This window comes from Roseovarius spongiae, assembly GCF_003651245.1.
GTDB lineage: Bacteria > Pseudomonadota > Alphaproteobacteria > Rhodobacterales > Rhodobacteraceae > Roseovarius > Roseovarius spongiae.
On the sequence record NZ_RAPE01000003.1, the window covers coordinates 144508 to 169461 of the forward strand.

The 24954-nt window shown below is 66.8% G+C and carries 23 protein-coding genes; 11 read left to right on the forward strand and 12 right to left on the reverse strand.

What is annotated here, in order from left to right:
- Position 1: 1 nt before the first annotated feature.
- A complete protein-coding gene (gene sthA / locus D6850_RS11985) occupies positions 2-1426 on the forward strand; it encodes a Si-specific NAD(P)(+) transhydrogenase (protein WP_121167227.1) in 1425 nt (474 codons plus the stop codon).
- A 356-nt stretch (positions 1427-1782) separates the two neighbouring features.
- On the opposite strand, the gene D6850_RS19300 is transcribed toward sthA, so the two are convergent.
- Complete coding sequence (locus D6850_RS19300) at positions 1783-2811, reverse strand: gp17 family tail completion protein (RefSeq protein ID WP_147438900.1); 1029 nt, start codon at positions 2809-2811, stop codon at positions 1783-1785.
- Positions 2812-3207: 396 nt separating this feature from the next.
- On the opposite strand from D6850_RS19300, the gene D6850_RS11995 reads away from it, so the two are divergent.
- The 5 genes from D6850_RS11995 to D6850_RS12015 are packed head-to-tail and all read left to right on the forward strand — an operon-like array spanning position 3208 to position 7091.
- Positions 3208-3654, forward strand: a complete 447-nt coding sequence (locus D6850_RS11995) for a YaiI/YqxD family protein (protein ID WP_121167231.1) — start codon at positions 3208-3210, stop codon at positions 3652-3654.
- Positions 3655-3664: 10 nt separating this feature from the next.
- Positions 3665-4624 carry a DMT family transporter gene (locus D6850_RS12000; RefSeq protein WP_121167233.1) on the forward strand — a complete coding sequence of 320 codons (960 nt, stop codon included), beginning with the start codon at positions 3665-3667 and terminating at the stop codon, positions 4622-4624.
- Positions 4625-4627: 3 nt separating this feature from the next.
- Positions 4628-5248, forward strand: a complete 621-nt coding sequence (locus tag D6850_RS12005) for an HAD family hydrolase (protein ID WP_121167235.1) — start codon at positions 4628-4630, stop codon at positions 5246-5248.
- Positions 5245-6159: an ornithine cyclodeaminase family protein gene (locus tag D6850_RS12010; protein ID WP_121167237.1), complete on the forward strand. Its 915-nt coding sequence runs from the start codon at positions 5245-5247 to the stop codon at positions 6157-6159. The genes D6850_RS12005 and D6850_RS12010 overlap by 4 nt, the downstream gene beginning before the upstream one ends.
- Complete coding sequence (locus D6850_RS12015) at positions 6159-7091, forward strand: alpha/beta fold hydrolase (RefSeq protein ID WP_121167239.1); 933 nt, start codon at positions 6159-6161, stop codon at positions 7089-7091. Before D6850_RS12010 ends, D6850_RS12015 begins: the two co-directional genes overlap by 1 nt.
- A gap of 108 nt (positions 7092-7199) precedes the next feature.
- Here the strand turns inward: D6850_RS12015 and D6850_RS12020 are convergent, their stop codons facing one another.
- Positions 7200-8159 (reverse strand): L-malyl-CoA/beta-methylmalyl-CoA lyase, encoded by a 960-nt coding sequence (locus D6850_RS12020; RefSeq protein WP_121167241.1) that lies wholly within the window; start codon positions 8157-8159, stop codon positions 7200-7202.
- Between the two features lie 191 nt (positions 8160-8350).
- Here D6850_RS12020 and D6850_RS12025 point away from each other — a divergent pair, with 191 nt between their 5' ends.
- From D6850_RS12025 to D6850_RS12040, 4 genes are all read left to right on the forward strand, one after another.
- Positions 8351-9607, forward strand: a complete 1257-nt coding sequence (locus D6850_RS12025; protein WP_245964171.1) for an MFS transporter — start codon at positions 8351-8353, stop codon at positions 9605-9607.
- A gap of 117 nt (positions 9608-9724) precedes the next feature.
- Positions 9725-10726 (forward strand): N-acetyltransferase DgcN, encoded by a 1002-nt coding sequence (dgcN, locus tag D6850_RS12030; protein WP_121167245.1) that lies wholly within the window; start codon positions 9725-9727, stop codon positions 10724-10726.
- A 46-nt stretch (positions 10727-10772) separates the two neighbouring features.
- Entirely contained in the window at positions 10773-11738 is a 966-nt protein-coding gene (gene dgcA, locus D6850_RS12035) for an N-acetyl-D-Glu racemase DgcA (RefSeq protein ID WP_121167247.1), read from the forward strand.
- 12 nt (positions 11739-11750) lie between these two features.
- Positions 11751-12614 (forward strand): D-amino-acid transaminase, encoded by an 864-nt coding sequence (locus D6850_RS12040; RefSeq protein ID WP_121167249.1) that lies wholly within the window; start codon positions 11751-11753, stop codon positions 12612-12614.
- Position 12615: 1 nt separating this feature from the next.
- On the opposite strand, the gene D6850_RS12045 is transcribed toward D6850_RS12040, so the two are convergent.
- The 3 genes from D6850_RS12045 to D6850_RS12055 all read right to left on the reverse strand — a co-directional run bounded on the left by D6850_RS12045 (position 12616) and on the right by D6850_RS12055 (position 15722).
- Positions 12616-12930: a DUF1244 domain-containing protein gene (locus D6850_RS12045; protein ID WP_121167251.1), complete on the reverse strand. Its 315-nt coding sequence runs from the start codon at positions 12928-12930 to the stop codon at positions 12616-12618.
- Between the two features lie 105 nt (positions 12931-13035).
- Positions 13036-13926, reverse strand: a complete 891-nt coding sequence (gene folD / locus D6850_RS12050; RefSeq protein ID WP_121167253.1) for a bifunctional methylenetetrahydrofolate dehydrogenase/methenyltetrahydrofolate cyclohydrolase FolD — start codon at positions 13924-13926, stop codon at positions 13036-13038.
- Positions 13927-14045: 119 nt separating this feature from the next.
- On the reverse strand, positions 14046-15722 hold the full coding sequence (locus D6850_RS12055; protein ID WP_121167255.1) for a formate--tetrahydrofolate ligase: 1677 nt from the start codon (positions 15720-15722) through the stop codon (positions 14046-14048).
- A 309-nt stretch (positions 15723-16031) separates the two neighbouring features.
- On the opposite strand from D6850_RS12055, the gene D6850_RS12060 reads away from it, so the two are divergent.
- A complete protein-coding gene (locus D6850_RS12060) occupies positions 16032-16814 on the forward strand; it encodes an EF-hand domain-containing protein (RefSeq protein WP_121167257.1) in 783 nt (260 codons plus the stop codon).
- A gap of 60 nt (positions 16815-16874) precedes the next feature.
- Here D6850_RS12060 and D6850_RS12065 read toward each other — a convergent pair whose 3' ends face one another.
- The 7 genes from D6850_RS12065 to D6850_RS12095 form a co-directional block, all read right to left on the reverse strand.
- The gene (locus tag D6850_RS12065; RefSeq protein WP_121167259.1) at positions 16875-17600 is read right to left on the reverse strand and encodes a methyltransferase domain-containing protein; all 726 of its coding nucleotides are present in this window, start codon (positions 17598-17600) and stop codon (positions 16875-16877) included.
- A gap of 56 nt (positions 17601-17656) precedes the next feature.
- Positions 17657-19579, reverse strand: coding sequence for an ATP-dependent zinc metalloprotease FtsH (ftsH, locus tag D6850_RS12070; protein ID WP_121167261.1), 1923 nt, complete (start codon positions 19577-19579; stop codon positions 17657-17659).
- Positions 19580-19657: 78 nt separating this feature from the next.
- Positions 19658-20905 carry a tRNA lysidine(34) synthetase TilS gene (gene tilS / locus D6850_RS12075; protein WP_121167263.1) on the reverse strand — a complete coding sequence of 416 codons (1248 nt, stop codon included), beginning with the start codon at positions 20903-20905 and terminating at the stop codon, positions 19658-19660.
- Positions 20892-21725: a tol-pal system protein YbgF gene (ybgF, locus tag D6850_RS12080; RefSeq protein ID WP_121167265.1), complete on the reverse strand. Its 834-nt coding sequence runs from the start codon at positions 21723-21725 to the stop codon at positions 20892-20894. The genes tilS and ybgF overlap by 14 nt, the downstream gene beginning before the upstream one ends.
- Before the next feature lie 23 nt (positions 21726-21748).
- Positions 21749-22261, reverse strand: coding sequence for a peptidoglycan-associated lipoprotein Pal (gene pal, locus D6850_RS12085; protein WP_121167267.1), 513 nt, complete (start codon positions 22259-22261; stop codon positions 21749-21751).
- A gap of 100 nt (positions 22262-22361) precedes the next feature.
- Positions 22362-23684, reverse strand: coding sequence for a Tol-Pal system beta propeller repeat protein TolB (gene tolB / locus D6850_RS12090; RefSeq protein WP_121167841.1), 1323 nt, complete (start codon positions 23682-23684; stop codon positions 22362-22364).
- Between the two features lie 109 nt (positions 23685-23793).
- Positions 23794-24954 (reverse strand): energy transducer TonB, encoded by a 1161-nt coding sequence (locus tag D6850_RS12095; RefSeq protein ID WP_245964172.1) that lies wholly within the window; start codon positions 24952-24954, stop codon positions 23794-23796.

Below are 24954 nucleotides of genomic sequence, written 5' to 3' on the forward strand. Positions count from 1 at the left end.
CATGAGCCATTATGACCTGATCGTCATCGGCTCGGGTCCCGCCGGGCGTTCCGCCGCCATTCAGGCGGGCAAGCTCAAGCGGCGTGTGCTGGTCATCGACCGCAAGGACCGGCTCGGCGGGGTGAGCGTGCATACCGGGACCATCCCGTCCAAGACGCTGCGCGAAACCGTGCTCAACCTGTCGGGCTGGCGCGAGCGCAGCTTCTACGGGCGCTCCTACCGGGTGAAGGAGGACATCGACGCGGCCGATCTCAAGGCGCGGCTGCACAAGACGCTCGATTACGAGGTCGACGTGCTGGAACACCAGTTCAACCGCAACCACGTGGACACGCTGCACGGGCTGGCGCGCTTTACCGGCCCGCACGAGGTCGAGGCCGCGACCGAGGCCGGCGACGTGACACGCCTCACCGCCGACCGCTTCTTGATCGCGACCGGCACGCGCACCCACCGGCCCGACAGCATCCCCTTCAACGGCGCCACCATCGTGGACAGCGACGAATTCCTCGACCTCGCGACGATCCCGCGCAGCCTCACCGTGGTGGGCGCCGGCGTGATCGGCGTGGAATATGCGACGATGTTCTCCGCGCTCGACGTGCGCGTGACCCTGATCGAGCCGCGCGACAGCTTTCTCGACTTCATCGACCGCACGATCATCCACGACTTCACCCACCAGATCCGCGAGAACGGGCTCGATCTGCGCCTCGGCTCTGCAATCGAGAGCGTCGAGGACAAGGGCGAGCATGTCGAGGTGAGCCTTGCCAACGGCCGCCACGTGCGCTCGGAAATGCTGCTTTTCGCCGCCGGGCGCATGGGGGCGACCGCGCGGCTCAACCTCGACGCCGCGGGGATCGAGACCGACCACCGCGGGCGGATCGAGGTGGATCGCAAGACCTACCAGACCAGCGCGCCCCATATCTACGCCGCGGGCGATGTGATCGGCCATCCCTCGCTTGCCTCCACGTCGATCCAGCAGGGCCGCGTCGCGGCCTGCCACGCGCTCGAAACGCCCACCCTGCCCGAAAGCCCGTGGTTCCCCTACGGCATCTATTCCGTGCCCGAGATTTCCACCTGCGGCATGTCCGAGGAGGAAATGCAGGACCGCGGCATCCCCTACGAGGTCGGCGTCGCGCGGTTCCGCGAAACCTCGCGCGGGCATATCATGGGGCTGGAGCATGGCATGCTCAAGATGCTCTTTTCACTCAAGACGCGGCGCGTCCTCGGCGTGCAGATCGTGGGCGAAGGCGCGACCGAGCTGATCCACATCGCGCAGGCGGTGCTGAACCTGAAGGGCACCGTGGATTATTTCGTGCAGAACACGTTCAACTACCCGACGCTGGCCGAGGCTTACAAGATCGCCGGGCTGGATGCGTTCAACCGGATGCCGATCCCTGAGGAATACAAGGTCGGACGCAAGGGTCAGGAATGACGCCGGCTGACCGGGGGTGCCGTCCACACGGACGCCCTCCGGCTGCACGCAATCCGCTTCGGAGGGGACTTTCAGTGGGGGCGTATTCCGTCCGTATTGCGGGACGAAGCGGTCGTTCTTCTGCTCTGCCCTTCCGGCCGCGTCCTGCGCAGAGCCGCCGTTGGTCGGAATTCGCGGTTCCGCAAGTGTAGCATGATGTTAGCAGCCCAACGCAATCACTTGAGGATGCGCAGCGGACAGTTTTTTCGCGCTGCGCTACCCGAACAAGGCAATCTGTCCCGGCTGCGTTTCAACTATCGCGAGAATTGTGCCTCTGATCGAGAGCGGCGATCAAACATTTGACTGCGCACTCCTGATCAAACATTTTCAGAAGCAATCAAAATTGCAGCGGCCAATGCTGCCGCAGCACGCCAGTGCTCTTCTGGAATATCTTCTGGCGAGTACTCTGACCCCTCTTCGCCAGCAAAGATTTGGCGACGATAATTCTCGAAATCCTGACCATAGAAACCCCATTCTTCTAATTGATTCCTGATGGCCCCCCTGATGCCTTCCCTGATCTCAAAGCTCTCATTCTGCAGGTATTCCTGAACGAGCCCCTCCAAACCGATGACTGTATCGATGTTCTCGTTCATAACCAGCCAAGCTTCGGCGAGGCGGCTGAGATTGAGGCGCGAGGATTGCACCGCTATCACACCGTTTTCCCATTTCCCGAGAAGTACATGATTAGAATTTGTTTCGCCACGGACGGTTACGGACGCATCGGAGAAGAATCTCCCAATCACATCTGTGGCCGCTGATATCTCGGTACTTGTTCCGCGCTCAAATACGAACCCTGCATCGATCGATCCACTGTAGGTTCTTGTCACCAGCAGTCGATCGTACCGATGTTGTGCCAAGGTTTCTAGGGTTGGTCGGCAATCTTCGATATTCTCGACCTTGCGCGGAAAGAGCTCCTGAATGCTGGGATCGGGAACAGAACCTGTGACGCCAGAAAAAACCACTGCTGAGCTATTCTTGAAGAGGGCTTCGAGTGCAGCTTCGGCTGTAACAATACGCCTTACGTCGGCCGAGCCGGCAATTGCACCGACAATGTCGACTGAAATCTTGACGTGATGTGTTCTCCCGCTGCGTGCCCCATCCTCTTGCTCAGGTTTGGTTCGGAGCGACAGGTAGCAATCAGCCGCTGGTGCGAGCACCTCTTCGTAGGGACTCACGCTTATGACGTCCCCGACCACAACCGTCCTGTTTGTCAGGACAGGCATCGCTTTCAACTCGCGAAAAGCGTAGTAAGCAATCGCTGTATGTAGATCCTTTGCTTCTTGTGAAAATGATGGTGAGGCAATTGCGATTCCACCCAGCACGATGCTGCAAAACACACTTTTCAACTTGTGACCCTCCTCAAAGAAGTGGTTCCGGAGATACTTCAAGCGTAGTTGACGGTATCACAGAAGCTACGCAATCTGAAGCGATTCATGTTTGGCGTTGTGAACCTTCAGGAGTACGCAGCGAATGGCCGCAACAGTCGGCATTCTAGCCATTCGTCTCGTCAGCAGCATCTGGGCAAATGGGCTCCACTCCCGACCTCCGCTGCACCGGCGACGGTTGACGTCTACAGTGTCCGAACGCCTCAGGCGGCTGAGGCGGATTTCCCCCCTCTGACCGCCAGATCCGCAAAAACCAACTTCCCGCGCACTCACGGCCTCGCACCCTGTTTTCTTTGCACGAAGAAAATGCGACCAAGAGAACTCGCATGAATTTTCTCCCGCGTCCGAGGCCCGCCCATGCCGATCTATGTCGATGCAGATGCCTGCCCGGTCAAGGCCGAGGTCGAACGGGTCGGCACCCGCCACAAGGCGCGCATGTTCATCGTCTCCAATGGCGGGCTGCGCCCGTCGGACAACCCGCTGGTCGAGACCGTGATCGTCCCCGACGGACCGGACGTGGCGGACAAGTGGATCGCCGAGCGCGCCGGGCCGGGCGACATCGTCGTCACCTCCGACATCCCGCTCGCCGCGCGTTGCATGGAGGCGGGGGCGCAGGTACTCAGGCATGACGGGTCCGCGCTGACCGCCGCCAATATCGGCAACATCCTCGCCACGCGCGACCTGATGGCCGATATCCGCGCCGCCGATCCGTTCCGCCAAGGCGGCGGCAAGGGATTTACAAGGGCGGACCGCTCGCGCTTCCTCGACGCGCTCGAGCGGGCGCTCCGCGCGGCGGGCGCCTAAGGCGACCCGCATGACCACCGACACGCTCAAACGCAACAACCTCCTCGGCGCGCTCTGCGCGTTCTCGGCGATGGTCTGCGTCTCGTTCAACGATATGGCGTTCAAGTTCCTGAGCGGCGGCTACGCGCTCCACCAGATCGTGTTCCTGCGCGCGACGATCGGGCTTGTGGTCTTCGCCGTGGTCGTGATGCCCCTCAACGGGGGCTTGCGCGTCATCCGCACACGCCGACCCTGGGCGCATCTCTTGCGCGGCTGTTTCGTGGTCTGCGCCAACATGGCGCTTTTTCTCGGCCTCGCCGCCATGCCGCTGGCCGAGGCGGTGGCGATCACCTTCATCTCGCCGCTGCTGATCGCGGTGATGTCGGTCATTTTCCTCAATGAAACCGTCGGCCCGCGCCGCTGGGCCGCCATCATCGTGGGCTTCGCGGGCGTTCTGGTGATCGTGCAGCCCGGCACGGCGGCGTTCCAGGCGGCGTCGTTGCTGCCCGCGCTCGCCGCGTTGCTCTACAGTTCGATGCACATGGTCACCCGCCGCATCCGCGCGACCGAAAGCGCGCCGACGATGAGCTTTTACACCATGCTGAGCTTTGCCGTGGCCAGCGCCGCCTTCGGCCTCGTCTTCGGCGACGGGCGGTTCGCCGGGGGCATGCATCCGTCGCTCGAATTCCTGCTGCGGGCCTGGGGGCCGATCGCGCGCGGGGATGTCGCGATCATCGTCACGCTCGGCGCGCTCAGCGTGCTGAGCAGCCTGCTCGTCAGCCAAACCTACCGGCTGAGCGAGGCCGCCTTCGCCGCGCCCTTCGAATATGTCGCGATGCCGCTGGCGATCATGTGGGGCGTCACAGTCTTTGGCACGTGGCCCGCCCCGAACGCCTGGGCCGGGATCGCGTTGATCCTCGGCTCGGGTCTCTACATGCTCTGGCGCGAATCCATTCGCGGCACGCCGACCCCGCCCACCCAGAGGAGATAGCGAATGCCCATCGAGGCGGTCATATTCGACATCGGCAACGTGCTGATCGAATGGCGCCCCGAGCGCTATTTCGACCGCATGATCGGCGCGGATCGCCGCCGCGCGCTGTTCGACGCGGTGGATCTGCACGAGATGATGAACCGCATCGACGCGGGCGCGGATTTCGCCGCGGAGGTCGAGCGCACGGCGCTGGCGCATCCCGGCTGGACGGCGGAAATCAGACACTTCCGCGATAACTGGTGCGCCCTCGCCCAGCCCGAAATCCCGCATTCGGTGCGCCTGTTGCACGCCCTGCGCGCGAGGGGCGTGCCGGTCTTCGCCCTGTCGAATTTCGGCGCCGCGAATTTTCCGCTGAGCGCCGCGCAATTCCCGTTCCTCGACGCGTTCGACCAACGCTACATCTCGGGCGAGATGGCGATGCGCAAACCCGACCCGGAAATCTATGCCGCGGTCGAGGCCGATTGCGCCATCCCGCCCGAACGATTGCTTTTCACCGACGACCGGGCCGACAACATCGAGGCCGCCCGCGCGCGCGGCTGGCAAACACACCGCTTTGACAGCCCCGCCGGCTTCGCGCAGTGTCTCGTCGACGCCGGATTACTGAGCCGAGAGGAAGCGCGATGACCGTCACCATGATCCCCTTCGAAAAAGGCGAGGCCAATCTCGACTGGCTCGACCTCTGCGCCGCGTTCGAACGCGGCCACGCGCTGCCCAAGGCCGAGATCGGCGATACCTTCCTCTATCGCGATCCCGACACGCTGCTCAGCCGCTCGGCCTGGATCGACGGCATGGGGCTCGCGGTGAAATCCGCCACCATCTTTCCGGGCAACCCGGGTCGCGGCGCGCCGATGATCAACGGCGCGGTCAGCCTCTTTGACGACGCGACCGGCACGCTCGAGGCGATCGTCGATTTCCACCTCGTGACCAAGTGGAAGACCGCCGGCGACAGCCTCTATGCCGCGCGCCGCCTCGCGCGTCCCGACAGCAAGCGCATCCTGATCGTCGGCGCGGGCGCCGTTGGGCGCAGCCTGTGGCATGCCTACCGCGCGGGGTTTCCCGACGCCGAATTCACCGTCTGGAACCGCACCCGCGCCAATGCGGAATCGATGACGGCGGACTGTCCCGGCCTTACCGTCGCGGACAACCTCGAAGCGGCGGTGCGCGCCGCCGACATCGTCACCTCCGCCACCATGAGCACCAAGCCGCTGCTTTGCGGCGACTGGCTGCAACCCGGCCAGCATGTCGACCTGATCGGCGCCTTCCGCCCCGACATGCGCGAGGCGGACGATACCGCCCTGCGGCGCGCGCGCCTTTTCGTCGACAGCTTCGACACCACCATCGGCCATATCGGCGAGGTCCAGATCCCGCTCGACGCCGGGGTCGTCACGCGCGACGACCTCTTGGCCGACCATTATCACCCCGAAGCGTTCACACGCGACAGCGACGACGATATCACGCTCTTCAAGAACGGCGGCGGCGCGCATCTCGACCTGATGACCAGCCGCTACATCCTCGACGCCTGGAACGCCGCCTGATGGAGTGGCTGGCGGGGCTGCTGGCCGCGCTCGCCCTCGCCCCCTTCGCGCGCGAGGCGCTGCGCCGCCCGGTTGCGGCCCGGCGGCGCGCCGGCCACTCGGCCAGCGTCGCGAAACTACCGCAGGGCGTCACCCATTACCGCTGGCGCGGCCCCGAGGACGGCGCGGTCGCGGTCTGCGTCCACGGGCTCACCACGCCCGGGATCGTCTGGGATCGGATCGCCGACGCGCTGGCGGCGCGCGGCTATCGCGTGCTGACCTATGACCTCTTCGGCCGCGGCCTGTCGGACCGGGTGCGCGGCGAGCAGGACGCCGCGTTCTTCACCCGCCAGCTCGCCGACCTGCTGGATGCGCTGGGCGTCGGGGACGACATCACGCTCTTCGGCTACTCGATGGGCGGCGCCATCGCACCCGCCTTCGCCGCCGCCCACCCCGAGAAACTGCGCCAGCTGGTGCTGATCGCCCCTGCCGGCCTTGGCCACGATCTCGGCCCCGCCTCGCGCCTGATCGCCAATAGCGGACTGTTGGGGAACTGGCTGATGCTGACGGTCTACGCCCGCTCCTTCCGCCGCGCCTGCGAGGCCGAGCGCGGCCTGCCGGCGCTGGCGCCCGGCGTCGTCGACGCGCAGGTCGGCCAGTTGCGCGACCGCGGCTTCCTGCCCGCCGTGCTCGCCTCGCTGCGCGGCGTCCTCGACGAACCATTGGACGACGCGCACCGCGCCGTGGCCGTGGCGGGCATCCCGGTTCTCGCGATCTGGGGCGAAACGGACGAGGTGATCCCGATTGCGGGCAAGGAGAGGCTCGCCGCGCTCAACTCCGGCGCAGTCAGCACCGTGATCGAAGGCGCCGGCCACACCCTGCCCTACACGCATGATGCGGCCGTGATCGCCGCGGTTGACGCGCATCTCCCACACGCGTCGCCCCGAACATGACCCTGCCCCGCACTTCTTCTTGCCCCAGGTATCCTGGGGGTCCCCAGGGCCTTCGCGGCCTGAACGCAAACCGGGCAGCGCGCGCCCTGCGCACCGCCAGGCCCAGGCTCAGCGCGCCGCGATCATCTCCGCCTGCTTGACGATGTTCTCGGCCTGCTTGATCGAGGCGATGTCCACGAGCCGTCCCTTGTAGGTCGTCGCGCCCTCGCCGCGGGCCTTGGCCTCTTCCATCGCTGCGAGGATCTCGCGCGCTTCGGTCACGGCCTCCTCGGTGGGGGTGAAGATCTCGTTCGCCAGCGCGATCTGCTTGGGATGAATGGCCCATTTTCCCACCATGCCGAGCGTGGCCGACCGGCGCGCCTGCGCGCGGAACCCGTCGTCGTCCGAGAAATCCCCGAACGGGCCGTCCACCGGCAACAGCCCATGCGTGCGGCAGGCGGCGACGATGGCGGCCTGCGCCCAGTGCCACGGGTCCGACCAGTGCTTCGCGCCGTCGTGCAGCATGTAGTAGTTTTCCTGCGTCCCGCCGATCCCGGTCGTGGCCATGCCCATCGAGGCGGCGAAATCAGCCGCTCCAAGGCTCATCGCCTGAAGCCGGGGCGAGGCGGCCGCGATCTCTTCGACATGGGCGATTCCGGCCGCGCTCTCGATGATGACCTCGAAGCTGATCGGCTTGGTGCGCCCGCGCGCCCGCTCGACCGCCGTGACCAGCGCGTCGACCGCGTAGATGTCGGCAGCGCAGCCCGCCTTGGGGATCATGATCTGGTCGAGCCGATCGCCCGCCTGTTCCAGCAGGTCCACCACGTCGCGATACCACCAGCCGGAATCGAGGCCGTTGATCCGCACGCTGAGCACCTTGCTGCCCCAGTCGACGTCGTTGATCGCTTCAATTGTCTGGGCGCGCGCACGGTCCTTGTCGGTCGGCGAAACCGAATCTTCGAGGTCGATATTGACCACATCGGCGTCCGAGGCGGCCATCTTCTCGAACAGCTTCGCGTTCGAACCGGGGCCAAAGAGCTGGCAGCGGTTAGGGCGGCTGGGGGCGGCGGGTTGCAGGCGGAAGCTCATGTCGGGGCCTCTCATCAGGTTGCGTGTCGGAGAATTCACCAGAAGGGCTAGGGGATTGCACCCCCGCGCGCAAGGCGCTTTCGCCAAATCGCCGCTCTCGCGCGCAGATCTTGCGCGTTCGCGACCTCCCGGTCGGAAACGGGCGCGCAGACCCGTACCGGGCGCGCCAAGGCTCGCTCATGCGGCGCGCGTTGACGGATAACTGGGCCCTGTTCCTCGGGATGCTCCTGCTGATGGTGGCCAACGGGCTGCTGGTCACGCTGCTGTCGATCCGTGGCGCGGGGCTCGGGTTCGATGCGCTGACCATTTCGCTGATGCAGGCCTGCTACCCTCTGGGCGCGCTGATCGGCACGCTCACGGTGCCGAGCCTGATCGAGAAGGTCGGCCATATCCGGGTCTTCTCGGCGCTGGCCTCGATGGTGTCGGTCGCGGCGATCATCCACCTCCTGACCAGCGATCCCGTCAGCTGGAGCGCGATGCGGTTCCTCGCCGGAGTCTGCTTTCCCGGACTCTACGTGGTCACCGAAAGCTGGCTCAACGCCAAGACCAGCAACAACATCCGCGCGCAGGTGCTGTCGGTCTATTTCATCATCCAGACGGTCGGCCCCGCGCTCGGCACCGCGATGATCGCCATTCCCGACCCGCGCGGCACGCTGATGTTCGGGATCGTGTCGGTGCTGATGTCGGTGGCGATCGTGCCGCTTCTGCTGTCGGGCAATCGCGCGCCGGATTATTCCGCGCCCGACCGGATGACCGTGCGCCGTCTCTATCGCGTCTCGCCGATGGCGGTGACCGGCATCACCTTGATGTCGGTCGGTGTTTCGACCTGGTTCATCGGCCTGCCGCTCTTGGCGCTGCAACAGGGCTTCAGCGCAGCGCAGGCGTCGGGCGCGCTGGTGGTCGCGATGATCGCCGCCGGCGTGGTGCAATATCCCGTGGGCTGGATATCGGACAATACCGACCGGCGTCACGTGGTGATCGGGCTCGCGCTCGTCTCGGTCTGCGCGGGGGTCTGGCTCACGCTCGATCCCGGGCCGGGGCGGCTCGTGCTCGGATTTGCGGTGATCGCGGCGGCGACGCTGCCGGTCTACTCGATCCTCACGGCGCATGCCAACGACCTGCTCGCCCCCGGGCAGGTCGTCCCGGCCAGCGGGACGATGGCCTTCCTGATGCAGTTTGGCCAGGTCTTCGGCATGCTGCTGGGACCGAACCTGATCGGCATGGCGAACGGGCGCGGGCTTCAACTCGCCATAGCGCTGATCGGCGGCGCGGTGGCCGCGATCGCCGTCGCGCGGCGCCTCAGCCGCAGCGCCCCCGAGACCACTGGCGCGGCTCTGCCGATGGGCCCAGCGAGCCTGTCGCAGCCAAGCGTGCTGCACGCCGAAGCCTCGCGCGCGGATGCGCAAGCCTCTGCCGAAGCGCGCCCGGAAGATTCACCCGCCACCTAGAATTTTCATCGAATATTCTTGCGCGCTCTTCCTTATCCTCTTCGGATTCGACAGGACTTCGCATAGAAGACCTTGCAAACTTGCCAAAACGTTGATTCCCGCCAAGGACTCCCGGAAATGATCGAAACCCCCTACCTGCTTTTCCTGGGCGACGCGCCCGACATGCTCGCCGCGAAGGTGGCCATCGGCATCCGCGATTGGCGGCCCGATCACGCCGTCGGACAGTTGCGGCTTGCCGGCTGCGGAGCCGATCTCGGGCTTGCCGAGATGGACCTGCGCGCAGGGCGCGAGGCGGGAGCGAAAACGCTGGTCATCGGCGTCGCCAACCGCGGCGGCGTCATCAGCGCCGCCTGGAAGGACGTGCTGATCGAGGCGCTCGGGATGGGCTACGACATCGCCTCGGGGCTGCACAACCTCCTGCGCGACGAACCCGAACTCGTCGCGGCCGCGAATGAACATGGCCGGGCGCTGCATGACGTGCGGGTGCCGTCGGTGCAATACCCCATCGCCAACGGCGTAAAGCGCACGGGCAAGCGATGCCTTGCCGTCGGCACCGACTGTTCGGTCGGCAAGATGTATACCGCCATGGCGATGGAGCGCGACATGGTTGCGCGCGGCATGAAGGCCACCTTCCGCGCCACCGGGCAGACCGGCATCCTCATTACCGGCGGCGGCGTGCCGCTTGACGCGGTGATCGCGGATTTCATGGCCGGTTCAATCGAATACCTGTCGCCGGACAATGACGCCGATCATTGGGACTTGATCGAGGGGCAGGGCAGTCTCTTTCACGTCTCCTACTCGGGCGTCACGATGGCGCTGATCCATGGCGGTCAGCCCGACGCGCTGATTCTCTGCCATGAACCGACGCGCGCCCACATGCGCGGCCTGCCGGACTACACGCCGCCCTCGCTGGAGACGCTGCGCGACACCGCTCTGCCGCTTGCGCAGGTGGCCAACCCCGCCTGCAAGGTGGTCGGCATATCCGTCAACACGCAACACATGGATGAGGCGGACGCGCGCGACTACCTCGAGAAGACATCGAAACGGATGGACCTGCCGGCGACGGACCCTTATCGGTTCGGATCAAAGCCGCTGGTGGACGCGCTCGCGGCGATGTGAGGACGCCTCCAACGGGGATATTTGGAGCAAGAAGAAGGACGGGCGCGTGAAGATCGAGATCACGAAGGATACGTTCGCGCTGGCGCAGGTCTTCACGATCTCGCGCGGGTCGCGCACGCAGGCCGAGGTGCTGACCGTGCGCGTCACCGACGGCGCCCATGTCGGCCGGGGCGAATGCGTGCCCTACGCGCGCTATGGCGAAACGCTTGAGAGCGTAACCGCGCAGATCGAAAGCGTCGCGCTGCCGGTGGATCGCGCGACGTTGCAGGCGGCGCTGCCCGCCGGGGCGGCGCGTAATGCGCTCGACTGCGCGCTCTCGGATCTCGAGGCCAAGCGCAGCGGCAAACGCGCCTGGGAGCTTGCCGGACTGCCGGCGCCACACCCCGAAATCACCGCCTACACCCTGTCGCTCGACACGCCCGAGGCGATGCAGGCGCAAGCCGCCAGAAACGCGCATCGCCCCCTGCTCAAGATCAAGCTCGGCACACCCGACGACATGCCCCGGCTCGAGGCGGTGCGCGCCGGGGCGCCTGACGCGCGCATCATCGTGGACGCGAACGAAGGCTGGTCGGCCGAGGTCTACGCCGACCTCGCGCCGCATCTTCTGCGCCTCGGCGTCGCTCTGGTGGAACAGCCGCTGCCCGCCGCCGATGACGACGCGCTGATCGGCATGGACCGCCCGGTGCCCGTCTGCGCTGATGAGAGCTGCCACGACCGCGCCAGCCTGCCCGCGCTCAGGGGAAAGTACGACGTGGTCAACATCAAGCTCGACAAGACCGGCGGGCTGACCGAGGCGCTGGAACTGCGCGCTGCGGCCCTTGCCGAAGGCTATGACGTGATGGTGGGCTGCATGATCGGCTCCTCGCTCGCGATGGCGCCCGCGACGCTGGTGGCGCAAGGCGCGCTGGTGACCGACCTTGACGGCCCGCTCCTGCTGGCCGAGGACCGTGACACGCCGCTGAAATTCGACGACAAGGGCGTGCACCCGCCCGATTCCGCGCTCTGGGGCTGAGGAGAAGCTGACATGACCCGCACCGTTTACGTGAATGGCGCCTACCTCCCCGAGACCGAGGCCGTGGTCTCGGTCTTCGATCGCGGCTTCCTCATGGCTGACGCGGTTTACGAGGTCACCAGCGTGCTGGGCGGCAGGTTGATCGATTTCGCAGGCCACTGTGCGCGGCTCGAACGCTCGCTGGCCGAACTGGACATGCGCAAACCCGCCTGTTTCGACGCGCTGCTCGACATTCACCGCGAACTTGTCGCGCGCAACGGCCTGGAGGACGGGCTGATCTATCTCCAGGTGACGCGCGGCAGCCCCGGCGACCGCGATTTCGTCTTTCCCGACCCGGATGCAACCGAGCCGACCGTCGTGCTCTTCACCCAGTCCAAGCCCGGCCTCGCCGACTCGGCGCAGGCCAAAACGGGCCTGAAGGTGATTTCGGTCGAGGATATCCGCTGGGGCCGGCGCGACATCAAGACGGTTCAGCTACTCTATCCGTCGATGGGCAAGATGATGGCGAAGAAGGCCGGCGCCGACGACGCCTGGCTGGTCGAGGACGGGTGCGTGACCGAAGGCACGTCCAACAACGCCTACATCGTCCTGAACGGGCGCATCGTCACCCGCGCGCTCGGCGCCGACATCCTGCACGGGATCACCCGCGCCGCCGTGCTGCGGTTCGCCCGCGAGGCGCAGATGGAGGTCGAGGAGCGCAGCTTCACCATCGCCGAAGCGCAGGGCGCGGACGAGGCCTTCGTCACCTCGGCAAGCGCCTTCGTCATGCCGGTGGTCGAGATCGACGGCGTGACGCTGGGCGACGGCGCGCCCGGCCCCGTCGCCCGTCGCCTGCGCGAGATCTACATCGACGAAAGCCTGAAAACGGCGGTCTGACTCAGCCCTTGTCGCCCACGTTCTCGTTGAACGCGGTCTGGAACGCCGCCTGCTTCTCCGCGCTCGCCTCGGTCTGGTGGTTGGCCTTCCACTCGTCCATCGTCATGCCGTAGAAGATCTCGCGCGCCTCTTCCTTGCCCATCTCGATGCCGCGCGCGTTCGCCGCTTCCTGGTACCAGCGGCTCAGGCAGTTGCGGCAGAACCCGGCAAGGTTCATCATGTCGATGTTCTGCACATCCGTGCGCTTTTCCATCAGGTGTTCGCGCAGCGCGCGAAAGGCGGCCGCCTCGAGTTCGGTTCGTGTCTGCTCGTCCATCTGCGCTCTCCTCGAATTGCACTGCATTCAAGGCGCAAGATAACACCCCGCCCCCTGGGTTTTAAGCCCGTCGCCCCGCACGCGCCCCCGATCGCTGCGCACCTGTCAGGCGGTGAGCCCCTCGGGCTCGGGCAGGCCGTTCGCACGCGCGCAGGCGGTCAGGGTGTTGGCCAACAGGCAGGCGATGGTCATCGGCCCAACGCCGCCCGGCACCGGCGTGATCGCGCCCGCGACCTCGCTCGCGCTGCCGAAATCGACATCGCCGACGAGCTTGTTCTTGCCGTCCCGCTCGATCCGGTTGATGCCCACGTCGATCACCGTCGCGCCGGGCTTGATCCAGTCGCCGGGCACCATTTCGGGGCGGCCCACGGCGGCGACGACGATGTCCGCGCGGCGCACGACCTCTTCGATGTCCTTGGTGCGGCTGTGCGCGATGGTCACGGTGCAGCTGTCGCCCAGCAGAAGCTGCGCCATCGGCTTGCCCACGATGTTGGAGCGCCCGATCACCACCGCGTCCTTGCCCGACAGGCTCCCGTGATGGTCGCGCAGCATCATCAGGCAGCCAAGCGGCGTGCAGGGCACCATGCTTTTCTGCCCGGTGCTGAGCAGGCCCACGTTCGAGATGTGGAACCCGTCCACATCCTTGGCCGGGCTGATGGAGTTGATGACCAGGTCTTCGTCGATATGATCCGGCAGCGGCAACTGCACCAGGATGCCGTGGATCTCGGGGTCGTCGTTCAACTGATCGACCAGTGCGAGCAGATCGGCCTCGGAGGTGTCGGCGTCGAGCTTGTGCTCGACCGATTTCATGCCGACCTCGACGGTCTGCTTGCCCTTGGAGCGCACGTAGACCTGGCTCGCCGGGTCCTCGCCCACCAGCACCACGGCGAGACCGGGGGTGACGCCGTGCTCTTCCTTGAGGCGCGTCACGTGCTGCGCGACCTTCTCGCGCACGCGCGCCGCGAAGGCCTTGCCGTCAATTATCGTCGCACTCATGCCCTGGCCCTTTCATCTTTCTGCAAATACTCAATCCGTGCGCCGCGGCAGGCGGGGCGGCGAGGGGAACCCCGCCCTGTGAACCACGCGCCGGACGGGGGCGCAAGCCGCCGCGCCCGTCAGGACAGGCCTTCGATCTCGCCCGCGTCATTGAGCCGGATGTTCTCGGCCGACGGCACGCTCGGCAGGCCGGGCATGGTCATGACCTCGCCGCAGATCACCACGACGAACCCGGCGCCGGCGCTCAGCCGCACTTCGCGCACCGGCACGCCGAAACCGGTGGGCGCGCCCCGGCGGGTGGGATCGGTGGTGAAGCTGTATTGCGTCTTGGCCATGCAGATCGGCAGGTTGCCGTAACCGCCGGCCTCCCATTCCTTCAACTGGGTGCGGATTTTCTGATCTGCCAGCACCTCGTCGGCGCGGTAAATGCGCTTGGCGATGGTTTCGATCTTCTCGAAGAGCGGCATGTCGTCGGGATAGATCGGCGAGAAGTTGGCCGAATCGCCATCCGCGACCTCGGCCACGCGGGTCGCGAGATCGACCGCCCCTTCCGAGCCAAGTTCCCAGTGCCGCGACACGATCGCCTCGGATCCCAGTTCGCGGACATAGGCCTTGACCGCCTCCACCTCGGCATCCGTGTCGTGGACGAAATGGTTGATCGCGACGACCACCGGCACGCCGAAACCCTTCATGTTCTCGATATGTCGGCCGAGGTTGGGGCAGCCCTTCCGGACCGCCTCCACGTTCTCGGGGCCAAGGTCGGCCTTGGCGACGCCGCCGTTCATCTTCATCGCGCGCACGGTGGCGACGACCACGATCACCGACGGGGCGAGCCCGGCCTTGCGGCACTTGATGTTCATGAATTTCTCGGCGCCGAGGTCGGCCCCGAATCCGGCCTCCGTCACCACGTAATCCGACAGTTTCAGCGCCGTGGAGGTCGCCATCACCGAGTTGCAGCCATGCGCGATGTTGGCGAAGGGGCCGCCATGCACGAAGGCCGGGTTGTTTTCCAGCGTCTGCACCAGGTTCGGCTGCATCGCATCCTTCAGCAGCACGGTCATCGCGCCATCGGCCTTGATGTCGCGGGCGAACACCGGGGATTTGTCGCGGCGATAGGCCACGATCATGTCGCCGAGACGCCGTTGCAGATCCTTCAGATCCGTCGCGAGGCACAGGATCGCCATGACCTCGGAGGCGACGGTGATGTCATACCCGGTTTCGCGCGGGAACCCGTTGGACACGCCGCCCAGCGACGCGGTGATCTGGCGCAGCGCGCGGTCGTTCATGTCCACCACGCGGCGCCACACCACGCGGCGGATATCGATCTCGAGCTCGTTGCCCCAGTAGATATGGTTGTCGATCATCGCCGCGAGCAGCGAATGCGCGCTCGTGATCGCGTGGAAATCGCCGGTAAAATGCAGGTTCATGTCTTCCATCGGGACGACCTGCGCGTAACCGCCGCCCGCGGCCCCGCCCTTCATCCCGAAGTTCGGCCCCAACGAAGCCTCGCGGATGCAGACCATCGCCTTCTTGCCGATCCGGTTCAGACCGTCGCCAAGACCCACGGTCGTGGTCGTCTTGCCTTCGCCCGCCGGGGTCGGGTTGATCGCGGTCACGAGGATCAGTTTGCCGTCCTTGTTGCCTTGGACCGAGTTGATGTAATCCTGACTCACCTTGGCCTTGTCATGACCGTAGGGCAGAAGGTGCTCGTGCGGGATGCCCAGCTTGTCGCCGATTTCCTGGATCGGTTTCTTCTTAGCTTCGCGCGCGATTTCGATGTCGGATTTATAACCCATGAATTCCCTCTCCCCGAGATGCCGGTCACGATTTCACTCACTTGGTCTTATCGGGTTCGGCAGAACAAACGGCAAGTGAATCCGACATTTTCCGCCCGTGTTGCGGCGTGCGGCGCTTTGTCGAATTCAGGTGGCCACCCCAGTCGCGAAACCGTGAAGCGCGCTCGGCGGCGTTATCCTGGAAAGCCCGGAACCTGTGGTCGGGGGGTTCGGTTGAATCGGCATCACGCGGCGCGCGCCCGGTGACGCCCGCAAGGGTGCACAAGCCGCAGAGCGCGACGGCCGACTCGATTGATAAGGGAGAATACCATGAGACGCATTTTCACCGCGATCCTGACCACCACGGCGCTGACCGCCACGACGGCCCTGGCCGCCGAGGGCGACATGCAGGGCATCTGCAACAACGCCTTCTACCACGGCGACCAGGACGGCGATGGCCGGCTTTCGCAGGCCGAGATCGAAAAGACCCGCGACGCCGAGTTCGCCAACCTCGACCTGAACGAGGACGGCTCGATCGACCGCGAGGAATTCGCGACCTGCATGGCGAGCCAGCGCAAGGCGGCCAACCAGGCGGTCGCGGACGGAGAGGATGACATGTCCGCCAAATGGGAGGACGTGGCTCGCGAAGGCCAGACCGAGATGACGCGCGAGGACTATGCCGCCTGGGCGCAGGAGGTCTGGGACAGGGGCGGCAGCGACAAGGCCGACGGCGCCGCCGCCGAGGATGAGGCCGAGGGCGGCCCGAGCGCGCATGAGCGTTTCGCGCAGGCGGCGGTGAACCGCTTCCAGGCGACCGACACCGATGGCGACGGCGTCCTCTCGCAGGAGGAGTTCGAGACGCCCGCGCGCAAGGAAGAGTTCGATCCCAAGGGCCTCGACGCGCAGTTCCAGGAAATGGATGCGGACAATTCGGGCGCGGTCTCGCCGATGGAGTACAGCGGCGCCGCGGCCTGGAGCACGAGCGCGATGGGCGCGGACACGGATGGCGGCGAAACCGGCACGAGCACCGGTAACACGGCGTCCCAAACGGATGACGAAGCGGCCGCGAACGGCGGAATCCCGGTCATCCGCTACTATATCCTGACCTACTGATCCATCACCGGCGCCCGGCCCCGCAAGGGGCCGGGACCCGCGACGACGCCCCTTGCGGGTTCAGACCGTCAGGGTAAAGAACAGCCGGCGGAAGGGAAACAGCACGGTGCCGTCGTCGCGCACCGGATAGGCCTTGTGCATCACGTCCTCGTAGCGCTCGATCAGCCTGGCCTTCTGCGAAGGCTCAAGCGCTGACAGGATGGGCCGGGCATAGGTGCTTTCGGTGTAGCGGCGCACCGGATGGCTTCCGGCCTCGGCGGTCAGGCGCTGGTAATACTCGGTTTCCCACATGCGAAAATTGCCCAGCGGGGCCAGCAGTTCATCATACTCGATCGGGGTCAGGATACCCGGCGTGCCAAAGGCGTCCGCCCGTTCGGGCAGCAGTTCCTCGGCAAGGGTCAGCCAGACCCGGTGCGAGGGCGCATTGTTCTGGTGCGGCATCTGTACGGCCAGCGTGCCGCCCTGGCCCAGCATCGACGCCAGCCGCGGCATCAGCGTGGCGTGGTCGCCCAGCCAGTGCAGCGCCGCGTTGGAATAGATCAACCCCGGCGCGCGGCGCGGGTGCCAGTCGCGGATATCGCCCTGTTGCAGGCTGTCGTAGCTCTTGGCCTGGCGCGCCTTCTCCAGCATGGCGGGCGAGGCGTCCACGCCGATCAGCGCACGCCCGGCGGCGCGGGCCGTCAGCGCCTGCGCCATCTGCCCGGCGCCGCAGCCGAGGTCGACGACATCGCCGGCCCCCATCTGCCCGACCGCGTTCAGCAGGTCCATCGCGGGGCGCAAACGCATATCCCGGAACCTGTTATAGGCTCCGGGGTTCCAGTCCGTCTTTCGCATTTCGGTCGTCACGTCGAGGGTTCGGGCTCCATCCCGCCGTCCCCCGCGCGCGGCGGCTTGGGCTTGGTTTTCGGGATCGCGGTGACCGAGGGCGCGCTGCCCTCGCCCGGATCGCTGCTGTCGTCGTCATCCGGGCGCGGCGCCTCTCCGCGCGCCACCCGGTCGATTTCGTCGCCGGTCAGCGTCTCGTATTCCAGCAAGCCCTGCGCGAGCCGCTCCCATTCCTCTTTTCTCTCGATGAGGATCTTGTGGGCGGTTTCGTAGGCTTCGTCGATCAGGCGCTTCACCTCTTCCTCGATCAGCTCCTTGGTGCTGGCCGACACCGACAGCCCGCCGGCGGCGTTGCCCATGTAGCCCTCGTGCGCCTGTTCGTAGTCGATGTTGCCGACCTTCTCGGACATGCCCCAGCGCAGCACCATCGCCCGCGCAAGGCCGCTGGCCTGCTGGATGTCGCCGGCGGGGCCGTTGCTGACCTCGTCGGGGCCGTACTTGATGATCTCGGCGGCCTTGCCCGCCATCGTCATGGCGAGCTTCTGCTCGCATTCGGACTTGTGCCAGTTGAGCCGGTCGATCTCGGGCAGCGACACCACCATGCCGAGCGCGCCGCCGCGCGGGATGATCGTCGCCTTGTAGACGGGATCGCATTTCGGCAGCGCGAGGCCGACGATGGCGTGCCCGGCCTCGTGGTAGGCGGTCTTCTCCTTCTGCTCGGGGGTGAGCACCATCGAGCGGCGCTCGGCCCCCATCATCACCTTGTCCTTGGCCTGCTCGAAATCCTCCATCGTCACGAACCGCCGGCCCACGCGCGCCGCCATGAGCGCGGCCTCGTTGACGAGGTTGGCGAGGTCCGCGCCAGAGAAACCCGGCGTGCCGCGCGCGATGATGCGCAGGTCCACGTCCGGTCCGAGCGGCGTCTTGCGGGCGTGAACGGCGAGGATCTTCTCGCGGCCCTTGATGTCGGGATTGGGCACCGTCACCTGACGGTCAAACCGGCCGGGGCGCAACAAGGCGGGGTCGAGCACGTCCTTGCGGTTCGTGGCCGCGACGATGATCACGCCCTCGTTGGCCTCGAACCCGTCCATCTCGACCAAAAGCTGGTTCAGGGTCTGTTCGCGTTCGTCATTGCCGCCGCCATAGCCCGCGCCGCGGTGACGGCCCACGGCGTCGATCTCGTCGATGAAGACGATGCAGGGCGCGTTTTTCTTGGCCTGCTCGAACATGTCGCGCACGCGGCTCGCGCCGACGCCGACGAACATCTCGACGAAGTCCGACCCCGAAATGGTGAAGAACGGCACGCCCGCCTCACCGGCGATGGCGCGCGCCAGAAGCGTCTTGCCGGTGCCCGGAGGGCCGACCAGCAGCGCGCCCTTCGGAATCTGCCCGCCGAGGCGCGAGAATTTCTGAGGGTTGCGCAGGAATTCGACGATTTCCTCAAGCTCTTCCTTGGCCTCGTCGATGCCGGCCACGTCGTCAAAGGTCACGCGGCCCGATTTCTCGGTGAGCATCTTGGCCTTGGACTTGCCAAAGCCCATAGCGCCGCCCTTACCGCCGCCCTGCATGCGGTTCATGAAGTAGATCCACACCCCGATCAGCAGCAGGAACGGCAACAGCGACACCAGGAAGGTCTGGAAGCCGGATTGCTGCTGGCTCTCGGCGCTGACGGGAATGCCCTTGTCGATCAGGGTCTGGGTGATCTCGGCGTCCTCGGGCTTGATCGCGACGTAATCCTGCCCGTCCGTGCCGCGGAAACGCACGTTTTCCCCGTCAAGCGTCACCTTGGCGACGCTGTCATCCTGCACGGCCGCCACGAAATCGGAATAGCTGACCTGCTTGCTCTGGAGCGTGTTGCCAGCCCCGCTGAACAGGTTGAACAGCGCGAGGATCAGCAGGAACAGGACCAGCCAGAATGCGATGTTGCGTGCGTTGCCCAAGGAAGTTCTCCCAAAAATCCGGTCGCTGCTGCCTATCACAGCGATCACCTGTCTTAAATAGAGATCATGACCCCCACTTCAATGCGATAATAGGAATGCGCGGAAATCATCCGCGTCGCGGGTCAGCGCCGCCGACCACCCGTTCGCCAGCCCCGCCAGCGGCGCGGCGACCAGCGAGGCGCCCCGCCAGACCGCCGGGCCGGCCTCGATCGAGGCAAGCGGCAAACCCGTTTCGCGCCAATCGGGGCAGGCCGCCCGCCCTTCCGGCCCGAGCGCGCGCACCTCGGCCCCGTCCGCGCGTCGCGGGCCGGTCAGGGTCCAGCGCGCGTCCCATGCCTCGCCCGGCGTCGCGCGCAGATCGCGCACTGCGGCGTATTCGCGCGTGACGCGCGCAACCTCCCGCTCGGGCAGGATCACGCAGCCGAAAAGCGTGGTCTTCCCGCCCGTGCGGATCGCCTCCAGCGCGCGATCCACCTCGCGGCCGCGCGCGCCGTAGCCCGGCCCGGCAATCCAGTGCAGGGCCGCCTGAAGGATGCGCCGCGCGATGTCGGGGCGCAGGCTGTCCATGCGGGTCCGGTCGAGCAGGATGTCGCCCGCCTGGAACGTCACCGCGCGGGCGGCCTCCTGCGCGGCGTAATGCGCCAGGGTCGCGCGCGCCTCTGCCAGATGCCGGGCGGAACGGGCCAGCCCTTCGGCGTCCAGCCCCAGCGGCGCAAGCTGCGCCAGCGCCTCACGCGCCCGCGCCCGGCGATAAGCAGTGTCCACGTTGGTCGGATCGTCGATCCAGGCCACGCCCCGCCGCGCGAGGTCGGCGCGCAGATCGGCCCGCGTCATGTCCAGCAGCGGGCGGTGAAAGGTCACGCCCTCCACGATGCGGCGCGGCGTCATCGCGGCCAGCCCGTCGATGCCGGAAGCGCGCGCCAGCCGCATCAGCAGCGTTTCCGCCTGATCGTTCGCCGTATGGCCCAGCGCGATGTCGCCGATGCCCTGCCCCCGCGCCCAATCCGCCATCAACGCATAGCGCGCGCGCCGGGCGCGGTCCGACAGGTTGCCCCGCCCGTCCCAGCCCTCCCAGCGCAAGGTGGCATGCGGCACGTTCAGGCTGGCGCAGATGCGCGCGACCTCCACGGCCTCGGCTGGCGCCTCGGGGCGCAGCCCGTGGTCCACCGTCACCGCATGCAGCGCGGCGCCGTTCCAGTCATGCAGAAGGTGAAGCAGGGCCAGCGAATCGCTGCCCCCGGATACGGCGACGCCCAGCCGGGCCGGCGCCTGTGCAGCAAAATGGCCGGCGACGCCTTCCGCGAGGCGCGGATCACTGGCATCCAATGGTCTGCATCGCGCCCTTCGCCTCAGCCACGGCGGACGCGCCGGGATAGCGCGTCTCGACCTCGGCCAGCGTCAGACAGGCCTCTTCGGTCTGGCCCAGTTCGCCCAGCGCGCGTCCGAGACGGAACAGCGCATCCGCGGCGAGCGGCCCCTCGGGCGCGGCCGAGAACAGGTCCAGGTAGGCGCGCGCGGCCTTGGCCATGTCGCCCGCGGCCTCATACGCCTCGCCCTGTTTCAGACCGGCGCGATCGGTGAGCGGCCCGCCGGGATAGGCTTCGCGGAAACGGGCGAATTTCTCGGCCGCCTCGACGTGATCGCCCGCCGCCATCGCCGCCTCGGCCGCCTCGAAATCGGCGCGCTCCTGCTCGGCCATTTCGGGGCCGTCGTCCGGTTCGGGCGAGGTGGTGCCCGGCACCGCCGAGACGCCGCCCGTCTGCGGCAGCTCGCCGCCGCCCAGCGTGCTGGTCTCGCCAAGCTTGCTCACGTCGCCGCCCTCGAGCTCGACGAGACGGAATTCGAGATCGCCGATCCGGTTGGTGCCATCGGTGACGATCCGGTCGATTCGCAGCTCGAGCTCCTCGGTCTTGGCGGTCAGGTGCTGCAATTCGCTCTCGATCGCCGCCACCCGCTCGAGAACCGATCCGGCTGTCGAAAGCTCGCCCGCCCCGCCGGTGGTGCTCAGCTCGCGCTTGAGCTTCTTCAGCTCGACATTGAGAACCGTCAGCTCCTGGCGGATGTCGGCAAGGGTCTCGGCCCGGGTCTGCGCCATGGCGGGCATGGCGAGGACGAGGGCAAGGGCGAAGGACAGGATGCAGCGCATCTCGGGCTCCTGCGTTTGGGGCGTCAGCTTGTCGGGGCGATCGAGATCACGGTCACCGCCCGCCGGTTCTTGGCGTAGCAGCTTTCCTCGCTGCAAATCTCGATCGGGCGTTCCTTGCCGTAGCTGATGGTGCTCAGGCGGCTGGCAGGCACGCCGCGGCTCAGCAGGTATTCCTGCACCGAGTTGGCCCGACGCGCGCCCAGCGCGAGGTTGTATTCGCGCGTCCCCTGCTCATCGGCGTGGCCCTCGATCAGCGCGTTGTAATCCCGGTTGGTCATCAGCCATTCAGCCTGGCCGTCCAGCGTTCCGCGCGCCTCGGGGGTCAGCGTGTATTGGTCGATCACGAAGAGCACCCGGTCGCCCACGGCCTGCTGGAAATAGGCCGGCGAGGTCGGATCGCTCGCCGTGCCGGCCACGCCGGCGCCGCTGCCGCCGTTCAGGTCGACGGTATTGCTGTCGTCAAAGCGCGCCGGGTCAGTACAGGCGGCAAGCGCCAGGCCGGCGCACAGCATAAGGATCGTTTTCAGGTAGGTCATCGGTTTGCCCCGCTCGATTGTGTCTTGGTGAACATCGTATTTTCCCGTTTTTAGCACACAGGCCGCGTCAAGGGAACGCCGCGCTGCGCGCCCTGTTCCGTCATTGCAGCGGCGACCACGACGGATCGCTCGCCCCTGTCGATGTCGGCACGCGGCGCAGGTTGCGCCCGGTGATGTCGACCGAATAGAGGCTCGCGGCGCCCTGCGCGCCCTGGGTTTCGCGGGTGAACATGATGACGCGCCCGTTGGGCGACCATGTCGGCCCCTCGTCGAGGAAGGACGCCGTCAGCAGCCGTTCCTCGCTTCCGTCGGTGCGCATCACGCCGATGTGAAAGCGGCCCTTGGACTGCTTGGTAAAGGCGATCAGGTCGCCGCGCGGCGACCAGACCGGCGTGCCGTAATTGCCGCTCCCGGTGCTGATGCGCTGCGCCTCGCCGCCCGACGCAGGCATGATGTAGAGGTGATTGGACCCCGTCCGGTCGCTCTCGAACACGATCCGGTTGCCGTCCGGGCTGAAGCTCGGGGCGGTCTCGATCGAGGGCGCGTTGGTGAGCCGCGTGCTCTGCCCGCTGTTGATGTCCATGCGGTAGAGATCGGTATTGCCGCCGCGGCTGACCGAATAGACGATCGTCCTGCCGTCTGGGCCGAAGCGGGGGGCGAAGCTCATCGTGCCGTCCTGGTTCTCGAGGACGCGGCGGCTCACGGTCTCGACGTCGAGCACATAGATGCGCGGCGCGCCGCTCTCGTAGCTGGTATAGAGGATGCGCTGGCCGGTGGGCGAGAACCGCGGCGCCAGCACGATCGACGAACTGTCGGTGAGGTAGGTGACGTTGGCGCCGTCGTAATCCATGATCGCCAGCCGCTTCTGGCGGGCGTCCTTCGGCCCGCTTTCGGCGACAAAGACGACGCGGCTGTCGAAATAACCGCCCTCGCCGGTGATCCGGCTGTAGACCTGGTCGGCCACCTTGTGCGCCATCCGCCGCCAGCCCTCGGTCGTGCCGACGAACTGGAGTCCGTTGCCAAGCTCCTGGCCCGCGAACACGTCCCAGATCCGGAACCGCACGGTAAGCCGCCCGCTCGCGTCCACGTCCACCGCCCCGGTGACAAGCGCCTGCGCGTTCACGGCCTTCCAGTCGGCGAACTGCACCGGGCTCTCGAAGCTGGTGATGCCGCTGATATGCGCGTCCTTGGGAATTTCCCGAAACAAGCCGGTGCCGGTGAGGTCGGCAGCGATCAGGCCCGAAATGTCGCTGGCCGCCTGCGCCGCCGCGGCGCTGCCGGGCACGAAATCGGGCACGGCGAAGGGCAGCGGCTCGATCACGCCCTCGGTGATCTCGATCCGGAGCGGGCCGTCCTGCGCCTGCGCCGATTGCACGGACAGGGCGCACAGCAGGGCCGCCAGAAGGGTCAGGAAACGGTTCATCATGTGATCCTCATCTACTCCGGGGTGAATGTCGTCTCGATGGTCATCCAGTCATCATAGCGCTCGGGCGGCCGGCCGAACAAATAAACTGCCGAGAGGATCGTTGGTTTCATTTGATCCTCATCTTCTCGGGATTGAAGGTCATCTCAATGCTCTGCCAGGTCGCGAACTTGTCGGCGGGCAGGTCGAAGCCGCGCGCGCCGCAGCGGATGATGGCGCGGCGCGCGGCCTCGAACGCCTGGCGCGCGGCGCCCTCGGAGCCGCCCGTGGAGCTCACCAGCCGGATCGAGCCGTTGACCGGCTTGGCGTCCTCGGTCATCTGCATGGCCACGACCACCGTGGTGTTGAGCGCGTCCGAACTGAGCGAACCGACGTTCCAGCAGTTTGACACCGCGATGCGCAGCGCATCCTCCTGCCCGGCGGTCAACCGACCGGCATTGCCGAGCGGCGCGGCGGTTTCCTGAGCCGTCTCCTGCGGCTCTTCCGTCTCCCCGGCCCCGGCGGCGGCCAGCGCGGCGGCGATGTCGCTCTCATCCGTGGGCGCCGGCGCGGGCGTCTCGGGTTCGGCGGTCTGCGTCTCCTCGACCGGCGTCTCTTCGGGCGGGGCCGGACGGTTCGGGCGCGCCTTGGGACGGACCGAGCGCGACGGCGCGGTCTCCTCGGCCTCGGTCACGATCTCGGTCGCGGCCTCCTCGGGGGCGGTCGCCTCTTCCTCGGGGGCCTGGGTTTCGGCGGTCTCGTCCGGCGTCACCTCTTCGCGCTCGACCTCGTCGATGGCGGTGTCGGGCTCGGGCGGGGCCACCGGTTCGGGGGCGACGCGCTCGGCCGGGCGTTCCTGCGGGCGCGGCGATTCCTCGGGCACCAGCGCGGCCATGTCCTGCTCCTCGGGCGGGGCGAGGACGGGGGCGTCGGTGCTCACCTCGGCGTCGGCGGGCGGCGCGGTCTGCACCTCCTCGGGCGCGGCGTCGGGGACCGGGGTCTCGGCGGTGTCCGGCGCGGGCTGCTCGGGCGCCGCGTCGACCGCGCTGCTGAGGTCGGGCGTATCGGTCGGCGCCTCCGGCGCGGGAGGCGAGATCACCTCCGCTTCGGCTTGCGGCGCGCTCTGGCCGGCCATCGCCGCCTCGAACTGCTCTTCGCTGACCGCGCTGACCTGCGTCACCTCGAACGGTATCGGATCGCTGTTCAGCACATTGCCGAACAGCGCCCAGAGGATCAGGACGGCATGGCCCACCCCCGAAACGATCTGCCCGGTATCCATGCTGCGCAGCAT